The organism is Clostridium pasteurianum DSM 525 = ATCC 6013 (assembly GCF_000807255.1).
Classification (GTDB): domain Bacteria; phylum Bacillota; class Clostridia; order Clostridiales; family Clostridiaceae; genus Clostridium_I; species Clostridium_I pasteurianum.
Genome location: NZ_CP009268.1, coordinates 2396938 through 2422050 on the forward strand (window position 1 = coordinate 2396938; position 25113 = coordinate 2422050).

At 29.6% G+C, this 25113-nt stretch carries 27 protein-coding genes; 5 read left to right on the top strand and 22 right to left on the bottom strand.

Annotated elements, in window-relative coordinates; genetic code table 11:
- Positions 1-32: 32 nt before the first annotated feature.
- From ruvB to CLPA_RS10875, 8 genes are all read right to left on the bottom strand, one after another.
- Entirely contained in the window at positions 33-1076 is a 1044-nt protein-coding gene (ruvB, locus tag CLPA_RS10840) for a Holliday junction branch migration DNA helicase RuvB (protein WP_003441723.1), read from the bottom strand.
- Positions 1077-1086: 10 nt separating this feature from the next.
- A complete protein-coding gene (gene ruvA / locus CLPA_RS10845) occupies positions 1087-1689 on the bottom strand; it encodes a Holliday junction branch migration protein RuvA (protein ID WP_003441721.1) in 603 nt (200 codons plus the stop codon).
- 113 nt (positions 1690-1802) lie between these two features.
- The gene (locus CLPA_RS10850) at positions 1803-2420 is read right to left on the bottom strand and encodes a hypothetical protein (protein ID WP_003441719.1); all 618 of its coding nucleotides are present in this window, start codon (positions 2418-2420) and stop codon (positions 1803-1805) included.
- 60 nt (positions 2421-2480) lie between these two features.
- Positions 2481-3110, bottom strand: a complete 630-nt coding sequence (locus CLPA_RS10855; protein ID WP_003441717.1) for a class I SAM-dependent methyltransferase — start codon at positions 3108-3110, stop codon at positions 2481-2483.
- A 277-nt stretch (positions 3111-3387) separates the two neighbouring features.
- On the bottom strand, positions 3388-3669 hold the full coding sequence (locus CLPA_RS10860) for a hypothetical protein (protein ID WP_003441715.1): 282 nt from the start codon (positions 3667-3669) through the stop codon (positions 3388-3390).
- 244 nt (positions 3670-3913) lie between these two features.
- Entirely contained in the window at positions 3914-4507 is a 594-nt protein-coding gene (locus tag CLPA_RS10865; RefSeq protein WP_003441712.1) for a TatD family nuclease-associated radical SAM protein, read from the bottom strand.
- A 260-nt stretch (positions 4508-4767) separates the two neighbouring features.
- Complete coding sequence (locus tag CLPA_RS10870; protein WP_003441710.1) at positions 4768-4947, bottom strand: hypothetical protein; 180 nt, start codon at positions 4945-4947, stop codon at positions 4768-4770.
- A gap of 129 nt (positions 4948-5076) precedes the next feature.
- Positions 5077-6285 carry a 4Fe-4S binding protein gene (locus tag CLPA_RS10875; RefSeq protein ID WP_003441708.1) on the bottom strand — a complete coding sequence of 403 codons (1209 nt, stop codon included), beginning with the start codon at positions 6283-6285 and terminating at the stop codon, positions 5077-5079.
- Between the two features lie 473 nt (positions 6286-6758).
- On the opposite strand from CLPA_RS10875, the gene CLPA_RS10880 reads away from it, so the two are divergent.
- The 3 genes from CLPA_RS10880 to CLPA_RS10890 all read left to right on the top strand — a co-directional run bounded on the left by CLPA_RS10880 (position 6759) and on the right by CLPA_RS10890 (position 9644).
- Positions 6759-7616 carry an ABC transporter ATP-binding protein gene (locus tag CLPA_RS10880; protein ID WP_003441706.1) on the top strand — a complete coding sequence of 286 codons (858 nt, stop codon included), beginning with the start codon at positions 6759-6761 and terminating at the stop codon, positions 7614-7616.
- A 77-nt stretch (positions 7617-7693) separates the two neighbouring features.
- Complete coding sequence (locus tag CLPA_RS10885) at positions 7694-8842, top strand: ABC transporter permease (RefSeq protein WP_003441704.1); 1149 nt, start codon at positions 7694-7696, stop codon at positions 8840-8842.
- 28 nt (positions 8843-8870) lie between these two features.
- The gene (locus CLPA_RS10890; protein ID WP_003441702.1) at positions 8871-9644 is read left to right on the top strand and encodes an ABC transporter permease; all 774 of its coding nucleotides are present in this window, start codon (positions 8871-8873) and stop codon (positions 9642-9644) included.
- Positions 9645-9821: 177 nt separating this feature from the next.
- On the opposite strand, the gene cls is transcribed toward CLPA_RS10890, so the two are convergent.
- Complete coding sequence (gene cls / locus CLPA_RS10895) at positions 9822-11351, bottom strand: cardiolipin synthase (protein ID WP_003441700.1); 1530 nt, start codon at positions 11349-11351, stop codon at positions 9822-9824.
- Positions 11352-11596: 245 nt separating this feature from the next.
- On the bottom strand, positions 11597-12313 hold the full coding sequence (locus tag CLPA_RS10900) for a hypothetical protein (protein ID WP_003441698.1): 717 nt from the start codon (positions 12311-12313) through the stop codon (positions 11597-11599).
- A 689-nt stretch (positions 12314-13002) separates the two neighbouring features.
- Between CLPA_RS10900 and CLPA_RS21430 the strand changes: the two genes are divergently transcribed.
- Positions 13003-13818: a PLL family lectin gene (locus tag CLPA_RS21430; protein WP_080751554.1), complete on the top strand. Its 816-nt coding sequence runs from the start codon at positions 13003-13005 to the stop codon at positions 13816-13818.
- A gap of 195 nt (positions 13819-14013) precedes the next feature.
- Here CLPA_RS21430 and CLPA_RS10910 read toward each other — a convergent pair whose 3' ends face one another.
- Positions 14014-14388, bottom strand: a complete 375-nt coding sequence (locus CLPA_RS10910; protein WP_003441695.1) for a DUF2513 domain-containing protein — start codon at positions 14386-14388, stop codon at positions 14014-14016.
- 167 nt (positions 14389-14555) lie between these two features.
- Between CLPA_RS10910 and CLPA_RS21180 the strand changes: the two genes are divergently transcribed.
- Positions 14556-14693 carry a hypothetical protein gene (locus CLPA_RS21180; protein ID WP_155760373.1) on the top strand — a complete coding sequence of 46 codons (138 nt, stop codon included), beginning with the start codon at positions 14556-14558 and terminating at the stop codon, positions 14691-14693.
- A gap of 120 nt (positions 14694-14813) precedes the next feature.
- Here CLPA_RS21180 and CLPA_RS10915 read toward each other — a convergent pair whose 3' ends face one another.
- The 11 genes from CLPA_RS10915 to CLPA_RS10960 form a co-directional block, all read right to left on the bottom strand.
- Positions 14814-14981 carry an aspartyl-phosphate phosphatase Spo0E family protein gene (locus CLPA_RS10915; protein WP_003441693.1) on the bottom strand — a complete coding sequence of 56 codons (168 nt, stop codon included), beginning with the start codon at positions 14979-14981 and terminating at the stop codon, positions 14814-14816.
- Between the two features lie 287 nt (positions 14982-15268).
- Positions 15269-15943: a nitrite/sulfite reductase domain-containing protein gene (locus tag CLPA_RS10920; RefSeq protein ID WP_003441691.1), complete on the bottom strand. Its 675-nt coding sequence runs from the start codon at positions 15941-15943 to the stop codon at positions 15269-15271.
- Positions 15944-16315: 372 nt separating this feature from the next.
- The gene (gene proC, locus CLPA_RS10925; RefSeq protein ID WP_003441687.1) at positions 16316-17134 is read right to left on the bottom strand and encodes a pyrroline-5-carboxylate reductase; all 819 of its coding nucleotides are present in this window, start codon (positions 17132-17134) and stop codon (positions 16316-16318) included.
- Between the two features lie 63 nt (positions 17135-17197).
- Positions 17198-17908 carry an L-2-amino-thiazoline-4-carboxylic acid hydrolase gene (locus CLPA_RS10930; RefSeq protein WP_003441685.1) on the bottom strand — a complete coding sequence of 237 codons (711 nt, stop codon included), beginning with the start codon at positions 17906-17908 and terminating at the stop codon, positions 17198-17200.
- Positions 17909-18007: 99 nt separating this feature from the next.
- Complete coding sequence (locus CLPA_RS10935) at positions 18008-18508, bottom strand: L-2-amino-thiazoline-4-carboxylic acid hydrolase (RefSeq protein WP_003441682.1); 501 nt, start codon at positions 18506-18508, stop codon at positions 18008-18010.
- A gap of 134 nt (positions 18509-18642) precedes the next feature.
- Positions 18643-18789, bottom strand: a complete 147-nt coding sequence (locus tag CLPA_RS21185) for a hypothetical protein (protein WP_155760374.1) — start codon at positions 18787-18789, stop codon at positions 18643-18645.
- Between the two features lie 552 nt (positions 18790-19341).
- Entirely contained in the window at positions 19342-20688 is a 1347-nt protein-coding gene (locus CLPA_RS10940) for a B12-binding domain-containing radical SAM protein (protein WP_003441680.1), read from the bottom strand.
- Positions 20689-20755: 67 nt separating this feature from the next.
- Entirely contained in the window at positions 20756-20965 is a 210-nt protein-coding gene (locus CLPA_RS10945) for a helix-turn-helix domain-containing protein (RefSeq protein WP_003441678.1), read from the bottom strand.
- Between the two features lie 10 nt (positions 20966-20975).
- On the bottom strand, positions 20976-21428 hold the full coding sequence (locus CLPA_RS10950) for a DUF2975 domain-containing protein (RefSeq protein WP_003441676.1): 453 nt from the start codon (positions 21426-21428) through the stop codon (positions 20976-20978).
- Positions 21429-21846: 418 nt separating this feature from the next.
- Positions 21847-23145, bottom strand: a complete 1299-nt coding sequence (locus CLPA_RS10955) for an IS30 family transposase (RefSeq protein WP_003441674.1) — start codon at positions 23143-23145, stop codon at positions 21847-21849.
- 557 nt (positions 23146-23702) lie between these two features.
- A complete protein-coding gene (locus CLPA_RS10960; protein ID WP_003441672.1) occupies positions 23703-25109 on the bottom strand; it encodes a vWA domain-containing protein in 1407 nt (468 codons plus the stop codon).
- Positions 25110-25113 lie beyond the last annotated feature (4 nt).

Below are 25113 nucleotides of genomic sequence, written 5' to 3' on the forward strand. Positions count from 1 at the left end.
ATTAATTACTTTTTATACTATATAAATATTTTCTATTTCCTATTTTCCTTAAATACAGAACACTGAGTATAATTTCTATCAGAACTTATAGGTCTATTTAAATGCTTATAAGTTTTATCTGTAGCCACTCTTCCCCTTGGAGTTCTCATTATAAATCCTTTTTGAAGTAAATAAGGTTCATAAACATCATCTAAAGTATCCAGTTCCTCCCCTATAAAGTAAGCTAAGGTCTCAAGTCCTACTGGCCCACCATTGAAATTATCAACTATAGCTTCCAAAATTTTATTATCTATTTTATCAAAACCTTCTTTATCTATTTCCAATAGTTCCAAAGCTTTTTCTGAAGAAGGAATATCAATAGTTCCATTTCCCATTACTTCTGAATAATCTCTAACTCTCTTTAAAAGCCTATTGGCAATTCTTGGAGTTCCCCTAGAACGTCTTGCTATTTCAAGAGCTGCTTTTTCCTCTATACCTACTTTTAATATTGAAGATGATCTGACAATTATCTCTTTAAGTTCTTCATCTTTATAAAACTCCATAGGACACATTACTCCAAACCTATCCCTAAGAGGTGAAGTTAAAAGTCCAACTCTAGTAGTAGCTCCAATTAGAGTAAATTTTGGCAAGTCTAATCTTATAGACTTAGCAGCCGCTCCTTTACCTATAACTATATCTAAAGCATAATCCTCCATAGCAGGATATAATATCTCTTCCACACTTCGATTAAGTCTATGAATTTCATCTATAAATAATACATCAAATTCAGATAGACTAGTCAATATAGCAGCTAAATCTCCAGCTCTTTCTATAGCCGGTCCTGAAGTTATTTTAAGATTTCCCTTCATTTCCCTTGCAATAATATTTGCAAGAGTAGTTTTCCCAAGTCCCGGAGGTCCATAAAATAAAACATGATCTAAAGCTTCTTTTCTCTTTTTTGCCGCCTTTACAAATATACTGAGCTTTTCCTTTACCTTATTTTGCCCTATATATTCTTTTAATCTTTGGGGTCTTAAACTATATTCTACATCTAAGTCTTCATTTAAATTTACAGAACTTACAATCCTTTCCTCCATATTTACCCCCTCAATTCATTAAAAATTTTAAACATTCCTTTATTATGGATTCTAAACTTTCACTTTTATCAGAAGCTTTAATTGCCTTTTCTGCTTCTTTTTCAGAATAACCTAAAGATATTAATGCCCCCATAGCCTCAGCTATATTTCTTTCCTGTACAAAAATATCTTCTGATCCACTGCCTTCAGTAACTTTTGCCACAAATTCATCTGCTTCAAATTTATCTTTTAATTCAAGAATTATCCTTTGAGCTATTTTTTTACCTATACCAGGTGCTCTTGTTATAAGTTTCTCATCTCCCGTTAATACAGCATACTTTAAATTATTAACTGTAGATATAGATAAAAGAGACAGACATGCCTTAGCACCCACTCCATTTATTGTAAGCAGTTTGTTAAACATATCCCTCTCTTCCTCTGTATGAAATCCATAGAGCCCAATAAAATCTTCTCTCACTATTTGCTCTAAGTATAGAAGAACATCTTCTCCTGTTTTAGGCATAGCAGCTATAGTACTTCCTGAAACATATATCTTATATCCAATACCATTATTTTCTATAATAATGTAATCTTTATCTATACCAATAAAAATACCCTTTATGTATGTATACAAACTTAATCCCTCATTATCTTTAAAATCTAATATATACTTTACCATTTTAATTAGGGTAATTCAAGTTATTATGGAAACCTTAAATTCATAGCAGAAGAAAAAAGCCCTCAGACTTAAGATGTAAAGTCTGAAAGGCTGTCTCTTGCTTCTTCTATAGTATCATACTCCTGAGAATCTTTATTAAATATTACTTCGTCTTCACCTTTATGATTAATATTTCCTCCAACCTCTTGAAGTTCTAGTTCTCCCTTATCATTAGCTACATAAATTTCAAAAGAATTTCCATTAAGTTTTGGTACAAATTTACCCGGAGAATGAACTTTTACACATAATATTTCATTATCTTTGGTTTCAATTATAAATCCTTTTTCCTTAAAACTATTATATACATCTTTAACCTTCTTACCAGCCATATCTTCACTAGTGGTATTAGAAGTCTTTAATATATCTTCACTAAACTCATTCTTGCCATTTAAATTATTATATTTTCTATCCACATACATAACTGGCAAGTCCTCTTTTATTATTGTATCATTTGCAGCAGGATTCTTTTCACTATTATATACATTTATAGTCTGTACATTAGAATCTGTTTCTCCTGTTTTTAAATACTTTTTATACAAATAAGCTATATCAGTTTTTAAAACACTTCTATATCCATAACAATATGAAGCTGTAAAAGTAACTAATAATATTAAAATTCCTATAGCGATCTTTCTCTTATTATCCATGTTAATCCCTCCTATAGAGGAATTATTGACAGATAATTCTATTTTTAAACATTAAATTTATTATTTTTCTGCAACTGAACAAATCCAATTTTTTTCTTCTTTTATTTCTATCTGTACATTCCTATAACCAGCCTTTTTAAATAACTCTTCAAATTCTTTAGGAGTATATATTTTAAGATTTCCCATTTTTACATACTCATCATTTCTATCTTTAAACTTTTCATCCTTATATATTTCATTTATTACAAGAATTTTTCCTGATGGTTTTAAAACTCTTTTTATTTCCTTAAGATTATCTACTACATCTGGCCAAAAGTAAATAGTTTCCACTGCAGACACAAAATCAAATTTTTCATCTTCAAAAGGAAGTTTTTCTACAGTAGCATTATAGATTTCCACCTTTCCTTGAGCTACAAGATCCTTATTGTAATCACTAGCCCAATTTACACAATCTATTGAATAATCAATTCCAAAAACTTTTCCTTTAGGTGTTAAAGAAGCTAACCTATTTATAGTTCTTCCTCCACCACAGCCTATATCTAAAATCTTACTATTTTCCTGTATATTTACCTTTCTTAGTCCCCAGCCTGTCAATTCAAAATGACTTTCATTCATATCTTCTACAACAACTTTTCCTGTATCGCCTGCAGGCTTTCTACATTGATTTAATCTTTTTGCCATATCACTCATATAAATACTGCCTCCTAATTACAATAGTATTACTTAATAATCATTATCATGTTCATTTATTTAAATAATACTTCATTTTATACTTAAGGTCAATTGCCTTTAAATTGTATTTGTATATCTTAATATTTTATGCCTACCCCATTATTTCATTGAAAATTTGCCCTGCTACTTTTTGAATTACATATAAATTTATATTATTATCAATAAAAAACCTGTTTAATTAAAAAATATAATTAAACAGGTTTTTTATTGAATTATAGATCAGAATTTTTATAATCTATTCTACAATTTCCCATATATTTTTCATTTCCTTGATATATCCATATTCAATAAAATCATCATCTATTGTTTCTCGTTCTCTATTATAATAGGATATTGGTATAGTAACTTCCAAAGATCCTCTTTGTGAGAGTTTACCATCTAAATAGTTTTTTTTCATGTTATCAAAATTTTGAACAAGCCTTATACCTAAATTTGAATCTGTATTATAAGTAGCCCTCCAAAAATCTCTTTTAGTTACATTTTCTTTTAATCTAACCTTTACTCTTTTAAAAGCCATATTTATACCTCCATTATTAAAAATTTTTAATATAAAATTAATTATATAATAATTGAATAGTAAACTAACTACAATATAGTTTATTAAATAGTAATATTTCTATATTTAGCTTTTATTTGTATTTTATACAACAAATTTTAATCTTTAGAAAATAAATTTATTTTTAGTTTAATATTGAAAAAGTAAATAAAACGTTTACTATATATTATGATGATAAATTTTTTTGATTTCGCTTTTTTAATATTTATTTAATTTCTTTTCTTATTTTAAAATTTACTCCTAAGCTGTCTGCAATCTTTTTACACTCTTCAATGTGTTCTGGAGGTAAACAATCCACTACAGAGAGTTGTACATCTTTAACAATTTTTCTACATTTCTTAGTAAAATCTAAAATATAATTAAAAGCTTCTTCCCCAAATATACTATGGCATATGTGATCATATTCTTTAGCATTTCTGGCATTTAAACTTATAGATACACTATCTACAATATATTGAAATCTAGGTGTAACATCATAGTTATGAATTTTATTTGCCTGACCATTAGTATTTATCCTTATAGGTATATTAGCTTTTTCTTTAACCTTTTTACAGACTTCAATTACTACATCAATATTTTCAAGTGGCTCTCCAAATCCACAAAACACCAATTGTTTATATTTGCTAAGGTTTCTTGAAAATATATCCTTTATTACTTCCTCTGAACTTGGCTCCTTTTCAAGCCATAAATCATTCTGGAAAGCATCTTTAAGATTTCTCACACAAAAATCACAGGCATTTGAACATTTATTTGTTACATTAACATAGAGGTTATCTTTTACTTCATATGTAATAATCATAAGGATCAATTCCTTTCTTATATGGCTATTTATTAAAGTATAAAATTACATTAAAATCTAATTTATTATATATTATATCACAGTTAAATGATAAATTTTAAGAAATTGCTATTATGCAGCAGCATTTATTTCTTTAAATATAACTTATTAATAATTGACTTTATAATATAAAATAAGAAGTTCGTTAAATTTTAGAACTTCTTATTTTATATTTTTCGCTGTAATAGCTCTCTTTTGTATAGATTTACTTTATATTTCTTTTATTTACTTATTGAATAATAACATCTCTTAGGTGATACTATCTTGCCTTCCGCCTTTAACTCTTTAATGGCTTTTTCTACTTCTTTCTTTTCAATATTAACTAAATTAACAATTTCATTAGTTTTCAATGAATGCTCAGTTTCACTTAATATCTTGATAATAGATTCTTTTGTACTCATATTTATCCCTCCATAACATCAATATAATATTTTCAAAATATATATCAAGTTTTCAAATATGTTTAGTTGTATTTTAAGCCATTGTAATATTATCTTGTGATTTTATCAATAAATTCCACATATTAATTATCATTTAATTTTGGCTTTTTCTAATGCTTCTTGTGTACTTACAATAATCCCCTCAGAACTTGCACTAGCTCCAGATACTACGTCCACTTCTGTTGATTGGGCTTTTATTATTTCATTTGGTATTATATTTATGACTTTTTCATAGTATCCTTGTGTGCCCTCCGTTTGTTTTGCTTTAATATCTACAATTTTTCCATCTTTAATGGTTACCGAAACTTGTACATTAGGTTTAACATAAATAGAAGAATTTCCCGTATAAATACCATCTTTATACTTAACTTTATTTAATGACTTTTTGCTTTGAACTGTATTCACCGTTGCTTCCATAGCTATATAATTTTTATTTACAGCTGCACCGGCCATACCATTAGCAAAATATATCACTCCAAAACTAACTATAGCAACTAAACTCACTACTGTTGCATTAATATTTTTATTAAATATATCTGTTTTTATATTTTTTCTAGGACATATTTCTACACATTTCAAACAATTTATACACTCACCATTATGAATACTATTAAACTTATATAATGATAATCCCATAGAACAATTATCTGTACAAATTCTACAACTGCCACATCTTTCTTTTAATTTACTAATTTTAAAAGGTGCTATTTTAGAGCTTAATACAAATAAAGCACCTAAGGGACATAGATATCTGCAAAAAAATCTCTCAATTAATGCAGATCCAATTAATATAAATACTAAAACTATAAACCCTAAAATTAAACTACTGTTAATACTCCAAAATTCAATTATTCCAGCAAAAGCCTCCCAAGGATTACTAATCTTAAAAATTTTACTTTTCATCGTCCATGAAAAAATTATTATAAGCATTAAAATCACATATTTTGCGTATTTCAAAATAGAATCTGCTTGTCTATCTAATTTAAAATTAATCTTAAATACCTTTTTTATTGATAGATAAATTAAATCATTTAATGTTCCAAAAGCACAAATAAATCCACAAAAAAATCTTCCTAAAAATATAGTCATAATTGCAATGGTTATAATTTCAATTAAATTAGGATACATCTGTATAAAATTAAAATTACCTTTAATAATTTCCAAATATACATTTTTTATTTCACTAAATATTAATGAAAATAGTCCTGGAAATAATATCAAAAATATAATTTGTAAAATAATTCTTATTATTTTTATTTTATGTAATTTCCAATTGTAATTTCTAATTCTTTTTAACATTTTTAACCTCCTTAATTTATTGATTAAAATTTTAGTAAAGCTATGCAAAGCCAATTATTAAGTATTCCAATATGTTTGCTTATATATTAAAAGCTTTATTCTTCTTTGTCAAGAGAACTATATAAATTTACTATTCCCTTAAATTTTACTTTAAATTTTTATTGTTATTATTGTTTTTTTTAAAGAATATGTGTAATAATTAATTAAATTTCAACAATGAAAATGCAAAAATAAGAAATAAAATTTATGTATTACATGAATAATGTAGAACTTATGTAGAATCTATTAATAAAAAGTAAATCATATTGACAATGGTATTAAAAAGTGTTAACATAGTAATCAAATATGATTACTTGATTTATTGATTTTTAAGTGATACAGTTGACCAGAAGGCTGGAGACTAGATATCTATTTTTTAGATGTCTAGTCTTTTGTTATATTAAAAATAAACAATATTTTAGGAGGAATTTTAAATGAGCGAAATAATTGAAAACGTACATGAAGAAAGAGAAGATAATGATTACAAAGTTACCATTAAAAATATAAAAAAATCCTATACTGTAATATCAGATGAAGGAAAAACAGATGAAGAATTTTTAGCATTGGAAAATTTCAATTTACAGATAAAAAAAGGTGAATTTATAACTATAGTTGGGCCTAGTGGTTGCGGTAAATCTACTTTCTTAGATATTTTAGCTGGATTATCTAAACCTACTTCTGGTGAAATATATATTGACGGCAAATTAATAACAGGTCCAGACCTTGATAGAGGAATTATTCTTCAGGGATATGCATTATTTCCATGGCTAAATGTAACACAAAACATTGAATTTGGACTTGAAATAAAAGGAATTTCAAAAGCTAAAAGAAAAGAAATAAGTGCTAAATTTATTAATTTAGTAGGATTGGATAAGTTTAAGAATAGATATCCTCATGAATTATCAGGCGGTATGAAACAAAGAGTGGCAATTGCCAGGGCCCTCGCCTATGATCCGGAAGTTTTACTTATGGATGAACCCTTTGCAGCTGTAGATGCTCAAACCAGAGAATCACTGCAGGAAGAATTATTAATTATTTGGGAAAAGACAAATAAAACTATTGTATTTATAACGCATAGTATTGAAGAAGCAATATTTCTAGCAGATAGAGTAGTAGTAATGTCTTCTAACCCCGGCAAGATTGAAGAAATTATTAAAATAAGTTTACGAAGACCTCGAAATACTTCTGATGTAATAAACTCTAAAGAATTTTCTAAGATATGGAACCTTCTTCACAATAATAAGCCTAACAATAAGACAAATGAAAAAGCTTCCCTGAAAGTTTCTCTATAAAGGTCTTTAATTTGTTGTGAATTGCTTTCTTAGAATATGTAGAACAAATAATTTGTAAAAACAATAAGGAGATTATTATGAGTGAAACAAAGATAAATTATAGTTATTATATATGGAGATATAGTGGAGTTGCATTATTTTTAATTCTGTGGGAATTTTTTTCTCGAGTTGGTGTTTTAAATCCTCAATTTATCCCACCCTTTTCAAAAATCCTAGGACAAATTTATATCTTATGGTTTAACAATGCCTTATTTACAAATATTATGGTAAGTTTATGGAGAGTCTTATTGGGACTTATTATAGCTTCTATTATTGCAATACCTCTGGGGTTCTTACTCGGTGGTTGGTTCAGCGATATTGCTGATTGGATGGATCCACTTTTTAGAATATTTGGGCAAGTAAATCCTTTTTCATTAATGCCTATATTCATACTTTTTTTTGGAATGGGTGAAACTGCAAAACTTGCAGTAGTTGCCTGGGTATGTATATGGCCGGTTTTATATAATACTATATTAGGTGCTAGAAGTGCAGATAAGCTTATAATAAAAACTGCTGTTTCCATGAATGTATCTAACTGGCAGTTGTTCAGGAAAGTACTTTTACCATCAGCTGAGCCTTCAATTTTTGCTGGCCTTAGAGTTGGAGCGGAGATGTCCTTTTTTATGTTGATTGCAGCAGAAATGATAGGTGCAAGTGCAGGATTAGGATGGCTTTTTCATAATGCTTCCATGAATAATCAGATTCCTCGCATGTATTCAGCTGGTTTATTTATTGTGTTTTTTGGAGTTATATTAAATAGATCTTTAATATATGTTCAAAACAAGTTGTTTTTTTGGAAGGAAGCAGAGCACGGTTTTAGCTTTTCTAAAGTAAACAAGTCAAGTACTAAATTTGGTAAATTTCAAATTTCAGCATTGACTATATTAATAATTTTAATTATAGGTATTGGAAGCTATGAAGTTAATTATGCCAATACTGTAGAATTTAGCAGTAAATATAGTAATAGTAATGCTCCTGGTCATATGGATCATATGGATATGAATAATAAGAAAGATTCCAATAATACAAATACCACAAACACTGATAATAAAACTAATTCTGATCATATGAATATGGATAATCATAACAAAGTTGATGGTTCCTCTAAAAACATGCAAGATGATAGTTCAAACCATATGAATATGAATGATAGTAATAAATCTAGCCATATGAACATGGATAAATAATATTCTTTAAGAAGGGAGAATCCAACTGATGTCAAAGAAAAAAAATGATACTTTTTATAAATTTTTGATTATATTCATATTCCTTTCAATATGGGAAATCAGCAGTAAATTAGAAATACTAGACCCTCAATTTGTTCCATCTTTTTCCAGTATACTGATAACTCTATGGACCATGCTTCTTTCTCAAAACCTCATGCTAAGTGTTGCTATAAGTGTACAGAGGGCTTTACTTGGACTTGCTATTTCAATTATAATCGGTATACCGTTAGGATTTTTACTTGGAGGCTGGTTTTCCAAATTGGACCTAATAGCAGAGCCTGTTATAGAGATTTTTTCTCAAATTAATCCATTTCTATTGTTTCACGTTTTTATTTTAATTCTAGGTATTGGAGAAAGTACTAAAGTAAGTGTTATTGCGTGGACATGCATATGGCCCATAATGTTTAACACAGTTTACGGCATCAGAAATATGGATGCCTTAATATTAAAAGAAGCCAGATCCTTTGGACTTGGCAGATGGAAATTATTTCATAAAGTTGTTATACCAGCAATCTTACCCTCAATCTTTGTGGGGCTTAGAATTAGTGCAGGTTATTCATTTTTTATGCTTATAGCAGCAGAAATGATGGGAGCCAGTTCAGGACTTGGATGGCTGCTTTTAAGCTATCAGCAAACCTATGATATAAAGAGGATATTTGCAACAGCACTTGTAATAGCTTTTCTTGGGCTAATTACAGACATTATAATAAAAGCTATTCAAAACAGATTTGTAGTTAATACACTTATCGAAGAAAAAAATTAATCTATACAGTTACAACTGTACTTTGCAAAATGGATTTAAAAATAGATTCCCTTGCAAAGTACTTTTTCTTATTATTGCTGAAAAGCTCTGTCTTCTGATCTAATTAAAAGGTTGAATCAACTGAAGGTATAATAATCAGGCGAGTTTTATATGTATAGAAAAGTTATTAATAAAATTTTAAAGAAGTGGTGCAAATAATCTTAAAAAGGCCTGAATAACTTTAATATACCAGGGTCTACATTTCCATTCATTAAAACTTATTTCTGCACTTACTTTAAAAGTTTCAATTATATCATTTTTCATATCCTCTATTATAGGAGCTCCACATATCCAAATACCATTTTCAAAATGAAGATTAAAACTTCGATAATCCATATTTATACTTCCTGTTATTCCATTATCGTCATCACTGATTATAGTTTTTGAATGAATATATCCCGGCGTATATTCATAAATTTTCACTCCAGCTTTTATAAGTCTACCATAATTTGAACGAGTGACCATATGAACATACCATTTGTCCCATATTCTAGGAGTAACAATTCTAACATCTATACCACCCATAGCTGCCAAACATAATGCATCCATCATAGATTCATCAATCACTAAATAGGGAGTAGTTATATATACATATTTCTTAGCATTGTAAATTATTTGTCTATACATAACTTCTGCTGGGTTATGAGGATTGTTAACAGGTCCATCAGTAAAAGGTTGATAAAATCCATCTCCAACTATTTTTACAGTAGGTTCATATTTTAGATAATTTTCTTTTATTTTACTTTCAGTTTCCCACATTTGAAGAAATGTTACAGTAAGACTCCAAACTGCATCTCCTTCTATTCTGATAGCAGTATCCTTCCAATGTCCATACTTGTTATATAAATTAGCATATTCATCAGCAATATTAGTTCCTCCAGTATATCCAATATTGCCATCTATAACTGCTATTTTCTGATGATTTCTATAGTTTATATAAAGTCTGTAAATATTTTTATGCACTTGATTAAAAGGAATAACCTTTATATTTTTACTTTTCAATTCTTTAACTATATTATCGGGTACTGTCATAATACTTCCAAGATCATCATAAAGCAGCCTAATCTCTACTCCTTGTGCTGCTTTCTCCTTGAGAATTTCATATATGTCATTCCACAGCTTTCCATCAGAAACAATAAAATACTCAAGAAAAATAAATTTCTTGGCATTTTTCATATCTATAAGCATATCTTTAAACTGAAGTTCTCCTAATTTATAATACTTACTTTCAGCATGCTTATATAGAGGAAATCCCTCATGATCTAAATATTGTGAAAATTTTTTTCTGATTGGATAATATTCCTGTAGCATCAATTGAATCTCAGAATCCCTGTTGAGCCATATCCTTTTATTTGATAAAATTCTTCTAATTCTTTTGCTTCGCAATGCCTGTGTGCCAGTTCTTCCCCATAAAATATATAACAAATATCCAAATACAGGTAATAAAATAATAATAGAAATCCATGCAATAACATAAGTAGAGTTGCTTTTTTTATTTACTAGAATCAGTACTCCAATCAATCCAAAAATCTCAATCAAAAAATACAGATAGACTGATTTTTGTCTTAAATTAATTGCAAGAAAAGCCAGCAAGAATATTTGAGCTAAAATAGCTATTCCTACCGTAATAATACGAATCATTCTATATATCTTTTTAGATTTTCTCATAAGATTCTACGCTCCTTAAGACATCAGTACTAAAATTATAACATAATAAATTTTTATATTACAAAAAATTTATTATTTATATTCTAAAAGATTCATTTTTTAACTTATTTTTTATAAAATAATTAGACCTGTAAGATACAGATCTAAGCTTTAAATTTTTATTTAATTATTTATTGCTACAACTTCTATTTATTAAAAGTTTTATTATATACTTCTGCTGTAATTTCAAATTTACTTATGTTTTTTCACGATCCCCAGATAGCTACATTTTGATTATCTAAAGCAAATCTATTGTTCTCCCATTTTAAAGTATTTAAGACATAGCCCAAACCATCTGCATTATACCTGCCTGCTATTCTTTGGTATGCCAATAACTCATATACTCCATTTGCATCAAAATCAACTGGATACAAACCACTAAGCGGATTTACAAATCCACTAATAGGACTTTTTAGTTTACCATTTGCATCATATATCTCATTTAAATAATCGGCCCCCCTAGTAGATATATCTATAATATATTTTTTATTATTACTCTCACTGACAACTTCTACCCTATAGTTATCCTTGTAAGTAACAGTATATTGATATTCTTCATTGTATACATCAAAGTCAAATAATAATTGTGGCCTATTATTGATAAATGAATAAATGTAGTAATACATTATTGCACCACTACCACCCGAATTAATACCTATTAATATATCATTTATAGAATTACCCGTAAAATCTCCTAAAAACAATGTTGGATTATATCCTGAATTTTGTTTAAGTTGTATATTTGCAAATCTACCAGTTCTTCCATCCTGTATTACAAGAGTAATATTTTGAACAAAAGGACTATCTGGAGTCTTTACTCCTGTTAAATACACTCCATCTGGTATTATATCTCCATTCACATCTCCTCTTGCATAAGCTACAATTCTAGGGTGTACTGCAGTTTCTCTAAAATAATTATACATAAATGGCTCCTTTAAAATACAAGCTTTATATATCTTATGAATCAAACCTTAATTATGTTATAGGATTTAATACAAATAACAAAAATTTTTAAGTACCAACGATTTCTATATAATTTTTTGTAACACAATTTAATTTAAATCATAAAATATAACTGATAATATTTTGAAACCGCAACAAAAATACAAGGAGGTTTCCAATGTATAATAATGACTTTTTTGATTATCCACATTACTCACCCGAAAATACTTATCCATTTTTTAACGCAGCAATAGAAGATTTTTATAGATTTAATTATAATAATGATTTTAATGGAACTGAAGATTTTGATGAATTTATAGAAGAAAACTATTCTGATAACACTAGATCTTCAGATATAGAGACAAATGTAATATTGGAATTAATTTACAATAACGAACCTGGTCTCTTTTCCAATTTTAAACGATTCAGAATAAGTACCGAGATGGTTAATAATTTTTTCAGAGAAGCTATACCCTATGCCCTAGACAATAAGACAAAATATAGAGGAGATATAGAAACATTAACAAATAGAATATATGATGATTTTAAAAAAGAAAACTATCCTGCTGTTTTTTCAGTTTTATCTGCTGGAGTACCTGAAGATATAGTTGATAATACCTTTAAAGGTGTAATAAGCTTCACTATTGGTGAAAGATTCATCCCGCCCTCTATGCTTGACAGATGGAGTCAGTGGGAGGATTTAGGCGGAATATTGAGTTCTGCTCCTGCGGTTTCTTCCTGGGCACCTAATAGATTGGATACATTTGTACGTGGAACTGATAATGCTCTCTGGCACAAATGGTGGAATGGTTCTAGATGGAGTGACTGGGAAAGCCTTGGTGGCGTATTAACCTCTGCTCCAGCTGCTGTTTCCTGGGGATCAAACAGAATTGATGTATTCGCTCGTGGTACAGATAATGCTATGTGGCATATTTGGTGGAATGGTTCTAGGTGGAGTAACTGGGAAAGTCTTGGTGGCGTATTGACCTCTTCTCCTGCAGTTTCTTCTTGGGCACCTAATAGATTAGATACCTTCGTACGTGGAACTGATAACGCTCTCTGGCACAAATGGTGGAATGGTTCTAGATGGAGTGACTGGGAAAGTCTCGGTGGAAATCTGACTTCTGCTCCTGCTGCTGTTTCTTGGGAACCAAACAGAATTGATGTGTTTGCAAGAGGTCAAGGCAATCGTCTATTACATTTATGGTGGAATGGTTCTAGATGGAGCAATTGGCAGAACCTTGGCGGTAATATAACCTCTGCCCCTGCAGTTTCTTCAAGATCATCCAATAGACTTGAAGTATTTACAAGGAATAGAAACAATCAGTTAATCACTATGTCCTGGAATGGTTCTAGATGGAGCAATTGGAGAAATCTTGACGGCACTATAACCTCTGCTCCTGCTGCTGTTTCCTGGGGTCCAAACAGAACTGATGTATTTGCAAGAGGTACAAATAATGCTATGTGGCACATCTGGAGGAATTAATTATAATAATTTCTAATATATAAAATGTCTAGTAAAATCACTAAAGCAAATATATTAATAAAATAACTATTGAACCTAAAAATAGCACCTTACTTAACTATAAAGAAGTATTTCATAGTACATAGATAATATGCATTATGAAATAACTTCTTATTGTCATATAGCAAAAACATTTTAAAAACATACTAAAACTTTCTATTGTTCTTCCTCAATCAAAAGAGACTTAATTACATCTTCTGCTAATCTAACTAAAATCGCCAATGATACAGAAGCTATATCTTTAGTTGAATTCTTTAGTTTTTCCCATACCTTGTCATCTCGAATTGCATCTATGTATTCATGACCTTTCCAAGATAAAAAGGACACATCTAAAGGAACTTTATTCCTATAGTTTATTACATCAATAAGTCCTCCTTGATGGACTTTGGTAATATGGTAATTTACTGTGTCTTCATCATAATCTTTTAAATGCGATATTAAATCTTCTGCAGCTATAAAGGGATATTCATAAGTTGTATTTTTTTCTACATATAAAAGTATGTCTCTTATACAGTCATTATTTAATCTCACGCTAATCACCACCTTTCTAAAGTTCAATTCTACAAAATACTATAAAATCCTTTAGAAAAATATGTTAAATAGTAAAATTTCTTATGTATTAATTATGTTTATATTATCAATAATTGGAAACACTAAGTTTACTCAATAAAAAATATAAGTAATGGGAGATGAACATAGTGTTCAGCAAATTTCTTGATTTAGTAAACCGTAGTGGTCATATAAATCTTTTTAATGGTATAATATTATTTATTGGATTTTCTATTGCATTTACCCTTATAGGAATATATGCTTATAAATCTGACAAAAAGAAATGATATATGCCTTTCTAATTTTTAATAATAATCAACATCTATAATTCTAAAATAAAAAATTTTATAAAACTGTAGAGGACACCCCCTTGAAGGTGCCCTCATTTTTCATTTTGATATAATAAGTTAAATATCTTTATTTATTAACTCATCATAATCATTTAGCAGCTTGTCTATTTTTTGACTTAATGCTACTAACTTTGGGTCAGTTAATGAAGAATTTTCATTCATTAGAGAATACATTAGCTGTCTTAATTCTTCTATTTTCTCAATTACTTCTTCCATTGTTTTCATAATATCCCTCCTTTCACTAAAAAATATTAGCAAAATTCGGAAATATTTGATATATTATGTACAATTTTTTTATTAAAAATATAACCTTAAACTAAACAACATTTATTCATGTAATAATAAAAAGGACCCTATTAAAAGGTCCTTAAATTTTAAAGTTAATTTATAAAAAATGTGTATAATTTTTAATTTAGTACAATTTATACTGCTGTATTTTGCCACTGGTAGCTTTAACATTTATTCCCTCTAAAAACTAATATAAAAAAAGTGCCTGTTACAGCACTATTTTTTTATAAATAACTATCAAGATCTATTTGTTTTTTGAACTCATCTAATCCTACTCTATCTATATAGCTTCCTAATCTTTCTCTAACAGTTGCATTTTCTTCATATACTTGAATAACTTTTTCTACTAAATCATATATCTTCTCTTCTGATATACAGGCTGCTATTTTATCTGCTATTCTTGGTCTGGCTCCACCTTTTCCACCAACATAAAACATCCAGCCTTTTCCACTTCCTATTAATCCTATATCTTTAAAGGCACTATCTGCACAACTATTAGGACAACCACTTACACCCATTTTAAATTTATTAGGTAATTTTTTACCATGATATAAACTATCTAATTTTGATCCAACTGCTACTGAATCCTGAAGGCCCCTTTTACAAAAAGTAGTTCCTGGGCATACTTTTACACTTCTTACGCATAAACCTATTGCTGCACCGGGATTCATGTCCAAATCTTTCCAGACGTTATCTAAATCTTCCTCTTTTAATCCAACTATTGCAATTCTTTGAGCTCCAGTAACTTTAATAGCTGCCGCATTATATTTTTCAGCTATATCGGCAATAGTTCTTAAATTATCTGGAGTTACAATTCCAGCAGTTAAATGTGGTGCAACTGCATAAGTTTCTTTATCTCTTTGTACTATTGCTCCCTTTTCTAATAAATCTGTTTTCATTTGTGTACCCCTCCTAAATTTAGCTTTTTAATATACGTTATTAACTAATAATCCAATTTAATTGTACCATATTTATATAATAATTCAATTCCCTTTCATACTAATTTTTGTATCTTATTCCTCAAAATTAAATAACTCTTCCACCGTAATATTAAATATAAATGTTAAATAATCATATACGACCTTAATGCTCCTGTTAACTTTTAATGACCACTCAAGGATATATATCAGAAAATTCCATATCTATCATCTATTTGTTAAAATAATTATTTATATTGAAATTTATTTCTGTAAGTCTTGCAGGCAATACTATTTTAAATATACTGCCTTTACCTAGTTCACTTTTTACACTTATATTTCCACTGAGCAAAGTCAAAAAACTTTATTTTCCAATTCATTGGTTCTCTCTAAAGCTTTTTTTACAGCAGACATAACAATTCCATGAAAACCTGATTCATTTAATACATGAGATGCATTAATCCCAATACCTGCTGGTGAATTCATTCTATCTGTAATTTCATATGGATGCTTCCCTATTTTTTGAAGAGTTACTGCAGAAGCAATCAAATTTTCCAATGCAATTGATGTTGAATCTTTACGTGAAAATCCAGATTCTACTCCTGAATCTATCAATGCTGCGATAAAATACATAATATAAGCAGGCCCAGCACAACTATATGCCGTAAATGCATTAATAAGTTTTTCGTCAATAAACATAACCTTTCCTAATCCGCTTAAAAGTGTTACTATAATTTCCTTATCACCATCTTTAGTTTTTTCATTTAAACTTACAGCACTATAACCATGTTTTGCTTCAATCATAGTATTGGGCATAACACGAACTATCTTATGCTGACTTCCAAATATATTTTCTAATTTTTCAATTCTAACTGCCGCACATATGGATATAATAATAGTTTCCTCAGATAATTCATTCTTTATATGCTGTGAAGCCTGCACAATATCTTGTGGAAGTACTGCAATTACAACAACATCGGCATCCTTAACAACAGATACAGCGGTGTTAGCACTACTTATTCCATATGTAGCTTCAAGATATTTTCTTCTTTCATCTAATATATCAAAAACTGTAATATTTTTAGGTTTGAAAACTTCATTGGATACAAGTCCTCCAATAATACCCTCTGCCATATTTCCTCCGCCAATAAAAGTAATTTTCTTATCTAACATAAAATTATGCCTCCTATCTTTATGTTTTAATTTATTATAGATAATTTTTTTATATAATACCTCTCAGGGCCTGTTCCATTTATCATCATATTGCCCATATAGTACAGATAAGTAGTCTTTTCCAAATAATTCTGTATATTTATCTAATACTTTATCAGTAATTAGCTGTCCTTCTTCACCAAGCTCATTTTTTAAAGTTTTACTTATGGAATATAGAAGATGTGCTGTATGAAAATCAAAATTTCTAGTAAAGCTGCTACCTAATTCTTCTTTCTTTTTAGTAAGTTTTTTAATATCCTCTTCCGTCATAGCATTTCCCCAATGAAATTCACAGCAATCTGCTCCAAAACTTAGATCGCTTGTTGCCTTCATATGAAAATTCTCATTGTAACCATTAAAGACCGCTGAATCTATATTAACACAGTAATATTTTCCATGATCTAAAAGATTATATTTTTTCCAGTTCTCACACCATTCGCATCTTGTAACATTAGTAATATACTCTGGCTCCAGATTAACAATTCCAAATTCCATTTGTCCTTTTTCTGCAGCCCATTCCCCATAAGCTTGACTATTTATAAAATCTAAAGAATCTCCATTTGCAATTGTTCTTTCTGCCATTCTTTTTCCCCGTTCACGTCCATAATTTTCAACACAATTATAAATTATTTCCTCCCCTTTTTCCTTAAACTGCTCTATAGTATATTTAGCAAAAATCGCAAATAATACCGCATGATGCTCAATTGAACAATGAATATTATCTTTTTTTCCCATTTTACTGCCTCACATTCTTATTATGTTTTTTTATATTTATTATCTTATTTATATACAACAAAACCTTTGAATATGATACATATACTCAAAGGTTTACTATCAATTAATTTTGTTAAATCGTAATTTACATACAGGCAATCCATCTGCAATTGTTCCTTCTAATTTAAACTCCAAATTATTAAATTGTTTAGCAAATGCATGATCACCCTCCATGGTAATCTCACATAATTTTGCAATTTCTTCTGGTGTTTTCCCCTGCTTTAACCATTCTGTTACATAAGGACAATAGTGAAAATCTATGGCTAATACTTCATCGTTTTTTTCTACTACTTCCATTTCAAATATATCTTTATTATGATCTGTTCCAAAAATTGATGCAAACTCTTTAAAATCTGATGAATCCTTCATATTATTATATAAGTCTTTTCCATTATCTGCACCATACTTTGCAATTGCTTCACGTGCAAATATATCATCAAGCCCATGCTTTTTAGCCGTCTCTAACATATTACTTATTGTAGCTGCCCTTCTCGCACTAATATCACGCATTCCATCAACTGATGAATTCACAATTGATGGTTTATTATTTTCAAATGCCATAGTTGCCAGCCCCCTTGTCTAACTTTATAATAGCTACTTTTAATACTTTATTTTTTTATGATACTCCGCAAAATATACTTTGTCAATATGTTTACTATAGTTAAAACACATCATAATTAAATTTTTTTGAATGCTTACATACTCTTTTCTTTTTTAGAAACTTGTCCTTCTTTTGTCCTCAAAATAATCTCTGATTGTAACTTTGATATTTCTTCTGCTAAAGCTAATAAAGCTTCCATAAGCTTTGGTGATTCTAATGTAATTTTTAAATTAATATTCATATACAACACCTCTTATTTGATTTTTATTTTTCCTAAAAATTTATTTTATAAATATATATATGACTTTAGATATCTTTTTTCTTATATATATTTATAATTTCATAAGAATCAGAAAGTATATCTTCTTTTTTTAATCTACACGCATATTCTGCATTTATTGAGAGCCATATCTAATTCTCTAAATAAAAAAACTTCTAGGACAATATCCTCAGAAGCTATTTATATTTAACGCTTTAATTTTTTATAAATCTCTATGCTGATATAATAACAGATAAATTTGGTGTTCTTATTTCTCCCCTTTTTGCTGTCTTATTAAATGAATCCATATTAATTATTAGCATATGCAATAACAATTTGTTTATGGGTTAAATCATTAGATATTAAGTTTTCTTTTATAGAATACGTTTCTCCGTACCTACCAGCAATTGATTTTATGGCAATGGTATTAGTATTAGAAATTCATTTTCAAAATAAAGTTATTCCTTTAAGACATTTACTATTTTCCCCAAGTCACAGTTACCTTTGCAAATGGAAAGATTAAAATTCCATCGCCTACTTTATACAATAAGCTAACCATCTAAAAAATCTTCCTATATTTTTAAAAGAGACTATATTGCACAATAATTCTGTCAGCTTTCCAAACTTTCTATAAAGGAAATTAAATGTTAGAAATGGAATCCATTGCTTTTTAGATTTTGGTAGTCTTTTCATTATATTTTTAAACGTGTACACTTCTTTATATATCCATAGATATCCATTATATAATTCTTCTGCTGTCATATTCTTGGGTTTATATACCACATGCGCAGTATTATAATTTGACAAATTAAAATCTACAATTCTATTTTCCTCTATTAATGATGAGTATAACTTTGTACCAGGATATGAGGTAAGGATATGTGAGGTTACCGTTTCTATCTTATTTTTAACTATCCATTCTAATGTATTTTTAAATACAGAGACATCATCTTCATCTAATCCAAAAACAAAGCTTGCATTTATCATTATTCCCCTTTTATGAATTTCATCTACAAGTTTCTCATATCTCTTTACACTATTTTGCACCTTGTGGACACTATCTATTGACTTACTATTTATACTTTCAAAACCTATAAATAGACTTTGGCAACCAGACTCCTTCATTTCATCTAATAATTCAGGCATGTACACTATATTAGAAGTAACTGCTGCGTTCCACTTTAGTTTAAGAGGTTTTATTTCCTTTAATACTTTTTTTGTCCATTTGGAATTTCCAATAAAATTATCATCAATAAACATTATATGCCTTGTTTTTAATGCATTTATATCTTTAATTACATCATCTATGGGTCTATTAATATAAGTTTTAAGTACATTTTTGCAACTATTATAGCAGAAATCACATTCAAAGGGGCACCCCCTGCTTGTACTAATTATATTAGTATATAAATACTTTTTATTATCAATAATGTAATAGTTAGGTGATACTATTTCTTTCCCAGCAAGATTTTCCATATCATAATATATATTCTTAAGTGAATTATTTTCTTTATCCTTAAGGATTTTTGCCCAAACTCTCTCAGCCATTCCCACACATATTGCGTCAAAGCTATTAAGAACACCCTCTGGATCTGCTGTAATATGTATACCTCCTGCAATTACTGTTATTCCACGATTTTTGAATTCCTTTGATATTTCCAACGCTCTATTCATAACATCCACAGTGACAGTTATTGCTACCAAATCTACATGCTCATCAAAATCTATCTTTTCAACATTTTCATTTTCAATAATAACTTCATACTCTTTCGGCGTAAGATTTGCTATTGTCAATAAAGCTAATGAAGGAGACATTCTTGTTTTTAACTTTGTATCCATAGGCCTTGGCAGCATTGCAGGTTGAATTAATTTAATCTTCATATATTACCTCCTGAAATAAACTTTACTCAACATTTTACTAATCTACTTGTAGTATTCAACTTCCCATTTATGTATCATTTCTATATTCTAAAATATCACCTGGTTGGCATTCCAAAGCTTTGCATATTGCCTCTAAAGTTGAAAATCTAATAGCTTTTGCTCTTCCATTCTTTAGTATAGAGAGGTTTGCCATGGTTATTCCAACCTTCTGTGTAAGTTCTGTTACACTCATTTTCCTTTTAGCCAGCATCACATCAATATTGATTATAATTGCCATGTTATTCACCTCACACCGTTAAATCATTTTCTGATTTTATATCAATAGCATCTTGTAAAAGCCTTTGAAGAACAGCAGCAAAGACTCCAACTACAGAAGAAGCAAAAATAAAAATCACTGGGAATCCCATGAGACCTGGGGCGTCGTCTGCATCCGCTATAGGAAATACCAATGGCAGGAGTACTGCATATATAATACTTATTGTTATTGCACAGTATTTGATATACTTTAAAGCCTTTACAGATAATTCCGAGAAAGCTTTGTTCTTGTCAATATAGCTTAAAAGTTTTAAAGCTTGATATACAGCAAAGAAAAACGTTATGGCGGTTGCATACACACCTATTAAAATGGGATAGTGTAAATAATCTGCAGCTGAAGGCAACCAAAATATACATAGAGCAAGAACTGGAATTCCAATAAGAATTACAGATATCCTTAAGAAAATTGTTGAACATTGTTTCATAAAAAGCACCTCACTTATATATTGTTAATTTAATTTTAGCACGTATTTTATCGTTTAACAATATATTATTATTGAATTTAATTACTTATTTATTGTTATCACTTTGTAAATTTAAACAAAAACTCAATAGACTCAATAGTAAAAGAAGACGCAACTTTGTAAAACCAGATGCAATGTTTGTAATCAACAACTAAATATTTGTAAATGAAATGCAGTTTTTGCACTCGAAAAGCCAGTTTTGTAAATGAAATGCAGTTTTTTTAACCAAAATGCAGTTTGATTTTCCTACTTTTCTGCTGTATCATAATAGAAAACTGCAAGCCAAAGGGAGGTCGATTCCCTCTCGATTTTTTTGTAATCGGAGAATCCACCCCTGTTTAGCTTCTGTATGAATTGCTGGCGGCGCAGTTTTATCGTTTTATTTTTTGAGAAGAACTGGCTTTAACATGATGTCACTGGCTGCAACTGGTGCACATCTAAGTTTTGTTAAAACTTCTTCTCCGTGATAAAAGCTGAACGTTTCGTATGGGCTACGGTTGTTCAGCTTTTTTCTTTTGTATGAGTTGATATGGTTCATCATCAGACTGATATCTTCTTGCGTCAGGCTATTAAAACTAGTTCCTTTAGGAAGAACCCTACGTATCAGTTCATGGTTTACCTCAATCGCTCCTTTTTGAAACGGACTTCCCGCATCACAGTAAAACACATGGGTTCTTAAACCAAACCGTGGTCCAGGACGATACTCGATTGCTTTTGGGTTGGAAAACTCGCTGCCGTTATCTGTTAGGATAATAGGAAACAGTTTTCGAAAAAGTTCCTCACCAAGATCTTTTTCAAGCATGTTGAATATATCAATCACGGATTGGGAGGTATTTGCATCACGCAGGAATGCCAGCATTAAGCTGCTTTCCACAAAGTGAATAGTAAGAATACATTTTCCACCTTTGGTTCCAATCACAGAATCCATCTGTACCACCGATATATCTGGATTCTTATTCAGAAAAACATTGAAGTCTTCGTAATTACGTCCAATACGACAACCTTTATCTACCTTGAATTCCGGCTTTTTATAACGTTCGCGGAATTTAACTTTGCGAGGAAGATCAATGTTGCGTACATCAAACAGGCAGGCGTCTATATAGTTGTAAATAGTTTTCTCACTACACATAAGTTCATCTTCATGCGTAACGTATATTTGATGAACAGATTGACCGTTTTTAACCAGTGGAGAAATAATAGCGTTTAGTCTTGCTATTTCATCTTCAGAAACACATAAACCGCTTCTTGCTTCCGATATTACTTCTGAAGCTTTGATATGGGCATGTTCTGCATCATAAATATTTTTGAGTAATGTGCATTTGCCAAGGCTTTCACAGCCATTACACACATATGGGACACGAAATCTGGCAGTACATATTTCTTCTATGAAATCATCGCATCTTGCATTGCACTGAGCACACAGCTTACAGTAGGCCGCCGATTTTCTAGAGCAGTCATTGCCACAGATATTCTTCTTTCTACAGTTAAAACGGTTCTTGCAAGTATTATAAGGGAAACCAGGATAACCTGTAGCAACTTCAGAGCTGTTTTTACGTACTTCTCTGGAAATCGTAGTTGGATTCTTATCTAATCTGCGACTGATTTCTTTAAATGAAAGACTTTCTTTCAGATGTTTCTGTAACTCAAGTCTTTCTTCATAAGTAAAAAATTTAGACATATATCCTCCATTCTGCCACCAACGTTTTAAGGATAAATCTCTGATAAAAATAATGCAACAAAAAAGACTGGCTCATCACCAATCTTTTTGTAAGCCAGGATGCAACCTCCTGAGCATATATATTTAATCAAAAATTTTATAACTCAAATAGAGTTGAAGGGTTGCAATTCGATTTACAATTGAGGAAAAATTTAGACATATATCCTCCATTCTGCCACCAACGTTTTAAGGATAAATCTCTGATAAAAATAATGCAACAAAAAAGACTGGCTCATCACCAATCTTTTTGTAAGCCAGGATGCAACCTCCTGAGCATATATATTTAATCAAAAATTTTATAACTCAAATAGAGTTGAAGGGTTGCAATTCGATTTACAATTGAGGAAGGATAAATCTCTGATAAAAATAACGCAACAAAAAAGACTGGCTCATCACCAATCTTTTTGTAAGCCAAGATGTAAACTCCTAGTATATATATTTTATTTAAGAATTATAACTCAATCTGAAATCGGAAGGATTGAATTTCAATTTACAATTGAGGCCATAAAAAAAATTATTTAAATCTGCTCAGGCTCCTGGTTCATCATGGAATATCCGCTTCTTATACATTCATTAATATTGGACATATCATCTTTTACTTCAACATTGTTAAGTTTTTTTACTACTCCATAAGGTTTCTTCAAAGAAAGCTTGTCCCCTCTTCCAGAAATAACCCATAAAGTTTTATATCCTCTAGGTACCTCCTGTAGTTTATCTTCACCTTTACCGTCGGTAAAATACACCAGCAAATTAATGTCATTATTATTAGCATATTCAAAAACAGGATTAAATCTGGTGGCTCCCCTTATGTTCATTCTGTTTCTTATATCCTTTACTGATTTGATTTTATACACCCTTCTGATTTCACTGTCACATTCTATAACGGTAATTTCATGATTATAGTTTTTTACTATACTAATTATCTCTTTAATAGCCTGATTAAATTCTTCATCACTAATACTTCCGCTTATGTCAATAGCAACAGCAATCTTTGCCTTATAACTCCTAAGCTGACCTCTTAAATCCAGCCTATAAGGCTGTCTCCTGCTTCTTCTGGTTATAGTTTTCTTTTTATTGCTAATAACAGTTCCCATTAACCTTTTAAGATATAAGTTCCAAGGCAGCTCACCTTTACTGTTTTTAAATGATAATATCACACTGTCTAAATAGTCAGGAATTGTACCCTTTTGAGAGCTATTGATAAACTTCTCAGTAAATTCTTTAAGTGTTTTTTCATCTATCTCACTTGAATCCTCCCAAATATCATGGGTGTTTTCAGGACTATATTCAGTTTCTATTTTTTTATCTTTATTATCATTATCCTTAGGAACATCTTTTCCTTCTTCTACCAAATCTATGACAGCTCTAAGCTTTTCTGCATAATATTCAAAAGGTTTATATGGTAAGAGTTTTAAAGAATATTTTACATTCACCCAATCTAAAGTAGTGGCATATGGAGGCAGATTATCTAAATAGGTATTTACTACTATATCCATTGCCATATTAACAACCAGTGTACTATAGTCTCTTTTAAATTCTTTTGCCCTTATTAGATGCATAGATAATATGTGGAGTATTTCGTGTTTAATAGTGGTTTCCATTTGTTTTATATTAAGATTTAAAAAAATTATGGGATTAAAATATATAATATATTTAGCTCCTTTAAAATTCACGGCAGTAGGACTGTTTATATCAAATCTTATCTTTCGTGACATCTGAAACAAAAAATATCCATAAAAATTATCTTTGTCCTCCATAAGACTTAAATTAACTTTATCTACAAGGCTGAAAAATTCTTTTTCAAAATCTTCTAGTACATCTTTATCAGCTTTACTATTCTTATAATTTGTTTTAAAAGAAACATCTGCAATTTTATTTGCTCTTTCATAAAGTTCCTTTACATGATCTTCAAAATTATTTTCCATATAC